We start from the raw sequence: 7007 nt of genomic DNA, 5'->3' as shown, positions 1-7007 counted from the left end.
GAGCGTCGGCGAGGCTGAACGCCTGGTGGGGGGCGAGCAGGACTCCGGTGCCCGCTGGGCCCCCGGATACCCGGCCGCCGGGTATGCCCCTGCGGTCGTCCACCTGGGACGTGTCGAGATCCGCCTGGTCGTCGAACTCCATCGTGACCTTCCTTCAGGTCTCCGTCACGGCCCGGTGGGCCGCTGTCGGGCTGTCTGCGCGGGTCGGCCGCTCAGCGGCGTCCCCGCAACCGGCCGAGGAGTTGGCGAGCCTGCTCGCGCTTCCGCGGGTCGGCAGCCGTACGCCGGGCGGTCGCGATCGTCCGCTGCCCCTGGGGGCTCCGGCTGAACTCCTTGATACGGGCGATGATTCCGGGCATGACCCCTCCTGGATGATGGCGAGAACTCCGTCGGTGTCCTCGTGCCGGGCGTCTACCCGGCGAACCGCACGAGATGTGTCCGAGTCCGATCGACTGCGGGCGTGTTGCTCTCCTTCGGGCCGGCCCGACGCCACCGGTGGCACAGCTCACACCCTGACGGGCGTCACGACCGGAACACGAGAAGGCGGTCGGCCGTTAATCCCTGTACGAGCGCGAGGAACCTCAGCATCAGGTTCCGTCACGGTTGTCGAACCTCCAGGAGCGCCGAAGCCTCCCGCTGAGTTCCACCGCGAAGGGCCGGTTCCTCGTCGCCCCAGAACCGCTTCGGCCGGTTCCCCCGACCTGCCGAAGCTTCCCGAGACCCGGTCGGCGTCCCCCCGCCGGCCGGGTCTCTCCCCTGCGGTCTCCGACCTGAGTGCGCACCGCTGTGCGCGAGGAGGAGCAGGTGCGGGGCTCAGGCCGCCGTGCGGGCGATGGCGTCGTCGACGACCGCCCGCAGGTCGCCGGTGCGCGCGTGGGTGGCGCGCTGGATCCCGGCTCCGCCGCCGAGGCTCAGCAGCCGGTTGAGCGACTCCTTGACCAGGGTCAGATCGTCGGCGTCCGACAGCGCATCCGTGACGTGGTCCACCAGGGCGCCGATCACTTCCTCGGCGGGCGCCGGCGTCCACGTCAGCGGGTGGACGAGACGGCCGGAGATCCCCGACCGCGCCGCCTGCCAGGCCCCCAGCCGCAGCAGGCCCACGGACGCGGACGACGGGGGCTCGCCGGCGCGCCAGGCGCGGGCCGACGTCTCCACCAGTCCCCGCACGAGCGCCGCCAGCAGCACCGTGTCGTCCGCATCCAGACAGACATCGGCGACCCTGACCTCGACCGTGGGGTAGTTGCGCGAGAGGCGCGCGTCGAAGTAGATCATCCCCTCGTCCAGCAGCGTCCCGGTTGCCAGCAGCGAACTCACATGGGTGCGGTAGCCCTCCGCCGAGCCGAACGCCTCCGCAGGTCCCGCGGACGGCCACCGCCCCCACACCTGACTTCGGTAACTGCTGTAGTCGCTGTCACGCCCCTGCCAGTACGGCGAGTTCGCGCTCAGTGCCAGGAGGACGGACAGCCAGGGCCGGATCCCGTCCAGCACGGCCACCCCCTCGTCGTCCGACTCGACGCTCACATGAACGTGGCAGCCGCAGGTGAGCTGCTCCTGCGCGGTCAGTCCGAACTTCTCGACCAGGCGTTGATAGCGCTTGCCCGCGCTCACCGAGGGGTCGACGGGCAGCGGAGACGTGGCGAGCGCCGCGACGTCCGCCCCGGCTTCGCGCGCCCGCTCCGACGCGGCCGCCCGCCACCGGCGCACCTCCCGCGCCAGGTCACTCATCGACACCTGCGGCCGCGTCGTGGTCTCCAACTGCTCGCGCTGCAATTCCGCTTCGAGACGGGCCTCGTCATCACTCTCCGCCTGGGCGGCCAACACCGCTCCCGCCACGGCTCGTGGCTCTCCGGTGCCCGGTTCGACCAGCAGAAGCTCTTCTTCGACGCCCACGGTACGCACGGCGCGCCCCTTTCCTGGTTCTCACCGGTGACCTGCCCGCAAGCACGGGGAATACGCCGCGCGGTACCGCCGGGCCCGCCTGCCCGCGAGGTGAGGCCCGCCGCCCGGGGAGGTCGTGACCCTTCCGTCGGCGATCGCGGCCGTGAAGGCACCGTGGTGATCTTGCGGCCGGTGACGTCGTAGCGCTCCCACAGTCCGGCGAAGTCAGGGCTCTTCAGGAGCAGCTCGCCGACGAGCTGGGTGAGGTCGGGGGCGTCGGGGTCGGTGCCTGCCAGGGCCCGTAGGCGGGAGACGCAGTGGCGGATCTGCTTGTCCCAGTCGGGGAAGACCTCGCGGGCGGGTCTCCTTGCCGCGTTCCATGCGGGTGTAGTAGTCGATGCTGACCCCGGCGAGCGTGGCCAGCTCCTCACGCCGTAGGCCCGGGGTGCGCCGGACGCCCGGGCCGGGGGTGAGGCCGGCGGACTGGGGGCTGGTCTGCGTGCGGCGGGCGCGCAGGAAACGTGCCAGCTCGTCGCCGCTGCTGTGCTCGGATGCCATACCGCCAGTGTCTCTCCACCTTCGGGTGCGGCATGCCCGTCGAGGGGGGCCGTGTCACACCCCCGCCGGCTACCCCCTGGCACATCTCGGCCTGCCTGCGGCGGCCGCGAGGGGGCACGGTTGAACCTGTCGCTCCATGTTCGAGAACGAGCGCCCAGCCCTCCCGGGCCGAGCTGAGCGGGTCGTGTCTTCCCGATGGCGGGCCTCATGGAGGCGGGCAACGGTGAACGTGGAGGACTGCGACAGGGCAGGGCACCACCCTGGCTCACGGCTCCGTACAGCGGAAGGGAACGATGATGACGGACCGGAACGGCACCGATCCGGACAGGGTCGCCGCAGCCGAGGAGCTGGAACTCGCCTCCGAACGGTCCAACGGCACCCTGCCGGCGAGTGACCACCTGCCAGGACCCGGGCGGAAGCTTGCCGTAACACCTACGGCCACGGGTCCACGCCCTCCGGCCGCTCCCATCCTCCCGAACGACAAGGAGACCCCCATGCAGACCGTCACCCTGAACAACGGCATCGAGATGCCGATCCTCGGCTACGGCGTCTACCAGATCCCGCCGGACCGGACCGAGCAGGCTGTCGCCGACGCCCTCACGGCCGGCTACCGGCTCCTCGACACCGCGGCCGCCTACGGCAACGAAGAAGCTGTCGGCCGTGCCATCGAGAACAGCGGGATCCCGCGCGAGGACCTGTTCGTCACCACCAAGCTGTGGGTACAGGACGCCCCGGCCCAGGACAACACCCGCCGCGCACTGGAGACGTCCCTGGCCAGGCTGGGCCTGGACCACGTCGACCTGTACCTGATGCACCAGCCCTACGGCGACGTGTACGGGCAGTGGCGCGCGATGGAGACGGCCAACCGGGAGGGCCTGGCCAAGGCGATCGGCGTCGCGAACTTCTACCCCGACCGGCTCCTGGACCTGATCCTCAACAACGAGATCGCTCCGGCGGTCAACCAGATCGAGACCCACCCGTTCTTCCAGCGCACCGCCGATCAGGCGCTGATGCGTGAGCACGGGGTCCAGCACCAGTCCTGGGGCGGCTTTGCCGAAGGCAGGAACGACCTGTTCACCCACCCCGTCCTGAGCGAGATCGGCAGGGCGCACGACAAGTCCGCGGCCCAGGTCGTGCTCCGCTGGCTGGTCCAGCGGGACATCGTCACCATCCCGAAGTCGGTCAGCCCCGACCGGATGGCGCAGAACTTCGACGTCTTCGACTTCGTACTCACCGACCAGCAGATGGCCCGGATCGCCGGCCTCGAGACCGGCACGACGCTGTTCTTCGACCATCACGACCCCGAGATGGTCGCCTGGCTCAGCAAGCGCCGCCTCGACAACTGAACACCAGACCCTGCCCCAGCACCCCCACCCACCATGGCGGGAGCCGACTAATGAAGCACATCAAGCTGGGTGACCTGGAGGTCTCCCGGATCGGTCTTGGCGCGATGGGCATGTCCCACGGCCTGACCGGTGCCGGAAGCGACGACGCGGAATCCGTCCGCACCATCCACCGCGCCCTCGACCTCGGCGTCACCCTCATCGACACCGCCGAAATCTACGGCCCCTACATCAACGAAGCCCTCGTCGGACAAGCCCTCAAAGGCCGCCGCGACCAGGTCGTCCTCGCCACCAAGTTCGGCATGATCGACCACGGCGGCGCCGGCGCCTGGCACCACCACGCCGTCGGCCAGACCCTCCACGTGGTCGCCGGCATCGCCCTGATCGGCACCCGCGACGGCACCGTCTACGAGGCCCACCCCGGCGAGACGGTCACCTGCCCGCCCGGCGAAGCGCACTGGCACGGCGCCGCCGAGGACAACTTCATGCAGCACCTCGCCCTGTGGGACGCCACCGCACCCGACGACGACCGGCCCGATACCACCTGGCTGGAGCACATCACCGACGAGCAGTACAACGCCCCGCGCACCCGCAGCCGGTGACCCGCACGCTCACGAAGGAAGAGCCGTCCCTGCCCGGGACGAGGACCGCCCTGTTCGGCGGCAACGTGCACCGACATTCCCAACCGGCCATCCCCCGCGGCGACATGGCGCAGCAGGCCGTTCCGGAACGTCCTGCGCGCGGGCCCCGGCGACCAGGTGTCGTACCCGACTCGTAAAGTCACTGGGGTGAACCACGACGACATCCTTGCCGCACCAGGATCCCCCGACCCCGCCCTGCCGATGCTGACCGTCGAGCAGGCCGCACGACTGCGGGCGCTCGCCGCCCCGCAGGTGCGGAGCAGCCACGGCTATTCCCTGCACAACCTGGCGCAGCTGTGCGCCCAGGCGCCGGAGGACCGCTGGCCCGACCTGGTCGAGGCGCACTTCGCCGCCTTGCGGGCGGCGAGTCCGGGCGGCGAGAGCGCCGAGGAACTGCTGCGCGGGGTGCACGCGCGGCTGCTGCCCACCGATGCGCTCACCCCGGAGCTCGTCACCTCCCTGCGGTACGCGCGGGTGGTGGCCGAGGGGCTCGTCCTCGCCTACGCGCTCGACACGCCCGCCAGTGTGCGGATCCTCACCGACACCGACGTGGAGCGTGTCGAGATCGGGGAGCTGGGCAGGGCGGCGTACGAGAACCTGCTGAAGGTGCCCGCTCAGCACGACGAAGTACCGCTCGACGAAGGGGCGTTGCTGCACTCGGTGTACGGCGACTCCCCGTTCGTCGCGAGCAAGGCGCTCTTCCTGTCCGAGCTGGCCCGGCAGGTCACCGGCGAGCCGCTGCCGGACACCGGAGCCCTCGTCGTCGTGCCGACCCGGCACCTGGTGGCGTACCACCCGATCGCCGACGGGTCGGTGGCCGAGGCGCTCAACGCCCTTGCCTCGTACGCGCTGGGCGCCCATGAGGACGGGCCGGGTGCCCTGTCCCCACGGGTCTACTGGTGGCATCGCGGCGGCCTGACATCGCTGACGGTCATCGACCACGACACCCGCACCTTCTCCCTCCAGCCGCCGCCGGAACTGCTCGGACTGATGAAGGGCCTCGTCCGCCTCGACAGCGCCGGGCGCCTCGCCACCAGCTCCGCCGCCAAGGCGCCCGCCCCGGCCGAGCTCGCCCGCACAGCGGCCGAGGCGATAGCCGGCCTCGCGGACGATCCGGCCGGGCTCGGGGACGCCTTCGCCACGGCTCTCGCGCTCGCCCACGCCCGCTGCGTCGACGACCCCGACGTGGCACAGATCGACACCTGGGACGCCTGGGCGACCGCCGTGCAGCTGGGCACCGCGCTGTTCACCGGCGCGCAGGCGCAGGAATGCCACCTGGGCGAGGACCTGGTGCGGCCGCTGCCGACGCTGCCTGCCGCACCGCCAGCGGACGCCCGCGCCTGGCTCGACGCCTTCTATCTCGCGGTCTCCTGCCGCCAACAGGAGCGGGCCGACCTGCTCTGCCGGGTGCCGCTGGAACTGCTGGGGCGGGACGGCACCGTCGACCCGTACGTCCTGCACTGGATCGACACGCTGCGGAGCTACTGGTCCCGGCGCCCCATGGACGAGGTCGTGGACAAGCTCATCGCCACGATCAACGCGTCCCAGCCCGAGACGGTGGCCCACGCGCCGCGCGACTTCGTGAACCGGATCGACTACCAGCCCGTCGCCCTCTTCCACCGCCTGATCCAACGCAACCACGAGGCCTTCGCCGAAACCCTGGCCGAGGCTGTCGCCGAGCACCGGGCCTTCTGGGGCGACTCGGCAGCGCCGCGCGCGCGGGTGGCGCTCGGTCCGCTCGCGATGGCGTGCCTGGCGTACGACGGGGAGTTCCCCCTTCCTCCGAAGCAGCCACACCTGCCCTGGCACCTCGTCAACCGCGACCGGATCGAGACGATCCCCGGCTGAGCCCCTCGGTCGAGACCTCCCCGATGACCACCGTGGTCGTGCGGTCGTCCCCCTCGGCGACGAGGGCGCCGCCCGGGGCCCACAGGGCGGCGCGACCGCAGCCGGTCCACTCGCCCGCGCGGCCCACGTGGTTGGCCAGCACCACGTACAGGTGTGCGTCCCTGGCGATGCCCGGGTAGACGGCCGCCCGTTCCTCGACGCCGCTGCCCGTTCCGTACAGTGAGCTGGCCAGGTGCACCTGACAGTCATCGGCAGCCGCGCGTGCGGTCAGTTCGGGGAAATGGTTGTCGTAGCAGGTGGCCAGTGAGAAGCGGAGTCCGCCGAGCTCGAACCGTCCGTCCCGATCGCCCGCGCTGAAGACGTCCTGCTCCTGCTCGTACAGATGCTGCTTGCCATAGGTGGTGACCAGTTCGCCGTCGGCGCCGAAGACCAGTGTGCCGACGGCGGGCCGGGGGCCGCTGGTGGCCACGGCGCAGTTGACGACGGTGGCGATCCCGCTCGCCCGTACCACGTCCAGCCGCGGATCGTCCGCGCTCAGCCACAGACCGGGATCACGCCGCACGGCCTCGAGCTCGTAGCCGGTCAGCGCGAGCTCGGGGAACACGACCAGCTCGGCGTCCTGTGCGCGCGCCTGCTCGGCGAGGGAGGCGACCTGTCGGGCATTGGCGACGACGTCCCCCGGGACGCAGTGGAGTTGAGCGGCGGCGATCTTCACACCAGCCAGCATGCCACCCGCGGT

At 71.3% G+C, this 7007-nt stretch carries 6 protein-coding genes and 1 pseudogene; 3 read left to right on the top strand and 4 right to left on the bottom strand.

The window, feature by feature from the left end:
* Positions 1-212: 212 nt before the first annotated feature.
* The 3 genes and pseudogenes from O3X23_RS16490 to O3X23_RS16480 all read right to left on the bottom strand — a co-directional run.
* Entirely contained in the window at positions 213-359 is a 147-nt protein-coding gene (locus O3X23_RS16490) for a hypothetical protein (protein WP_269272135.1), read from the bottom strand.
* A gap of 454 nt (positions 360-813) precedes the next feature.
* Positions 814-1899: a glutamate--cysteine ligase 2 gene (locus tag O3X23_RS16485; RefSeq protein ID WP_269272134.1), complete on the bottom strand. Its 1086-nt coding sequence runs from the start codon at positions 1897-1899 to the stop codon at positions 814-816.
* A 161-nt stretch (positions 1900-2060) separates the two neighbouring features.
* Positions 2061-2436: pseudogene (locus tag O3X23_RS16480) on the bottom strand (MmyB family transcriptional regulator); the annotation flags it as partial.
* Positions 2437-2930: 494 nt separating this feature from the next.
* Here O3X23_RS16480 and O3X23_RS16475 point away from each other — a divergent pair.
* The 3 genes from O3X23_RS16475 (at position 2931) to O3X23_RS16465 (ending at position 6268) form a co-directional block, all read left to right on the top strand.
* Positions 2931-3782 carry an aldo/keto reductase gene (locus O3X23_RS16475; RefSeq protein ID WP_269272133.1) on the top strand — a complete coding sequence of 284 codons (852 nt, stop codon included), beginning with the start codon at positions 2931-2933 and terminating at the stop codon, positions 3780-3782.
* A gap of 50 nt (positions 3783-3832) precedes the next feature.
* Positions 3833-4381: an aldo/keto reductase gene (locus O3X23_RS16470; RefSeq protein ID WP_269272132.1), complete on the top strand. Its 549-nt coding sequence runs from the start codon at positions 3833-3835 to the stop codon at positions 4379-4381.
* A gap of 186 nt (positions 4382-4567) precedes the next feature.
* On the top strand, positions 4568-6268 hold the full coding sequence (locus O3X23_RS16465; RefSeq protein WP_269272131.1) for an immunity 49 family protein: 1701 nt from the start codon (positions 4568-4570) through the stop codon (positions 6266-6268).
* On the opposite strand, the gene O3X23_RS16460 is transcribed toward O3X23_RS16465, so the two are convergent.
* Entirely contained in the window at positions 6234-6983 is a 750-nt protein-coding gene (locus tag O3X23_RS16460; protein WP_269272259.1) for a carbon-nitrogen hydrolase family protein, read from the bottom strand. The two genes, O3X23_RS16465 and O3X23_RS16460, sit on opposite strands and share 35 nt — an antisense overlap.
* Positions 6984-7007 lie beyond the last annotated feature (24 nt).

It is taken from the genome of Streptomyces sp. H39-S7 (assembly GCF_027158205.1).
Lineage (GTDB): Bacteria > Actinomycetota > Actinomycetes > Streptomycetales > Streptomycetaceae > Actinacidiphila.
Note: the sequence above shows the minus strand (reverse complement) of the source record. Positions and strands in the feature narration are given on the sequence as shown.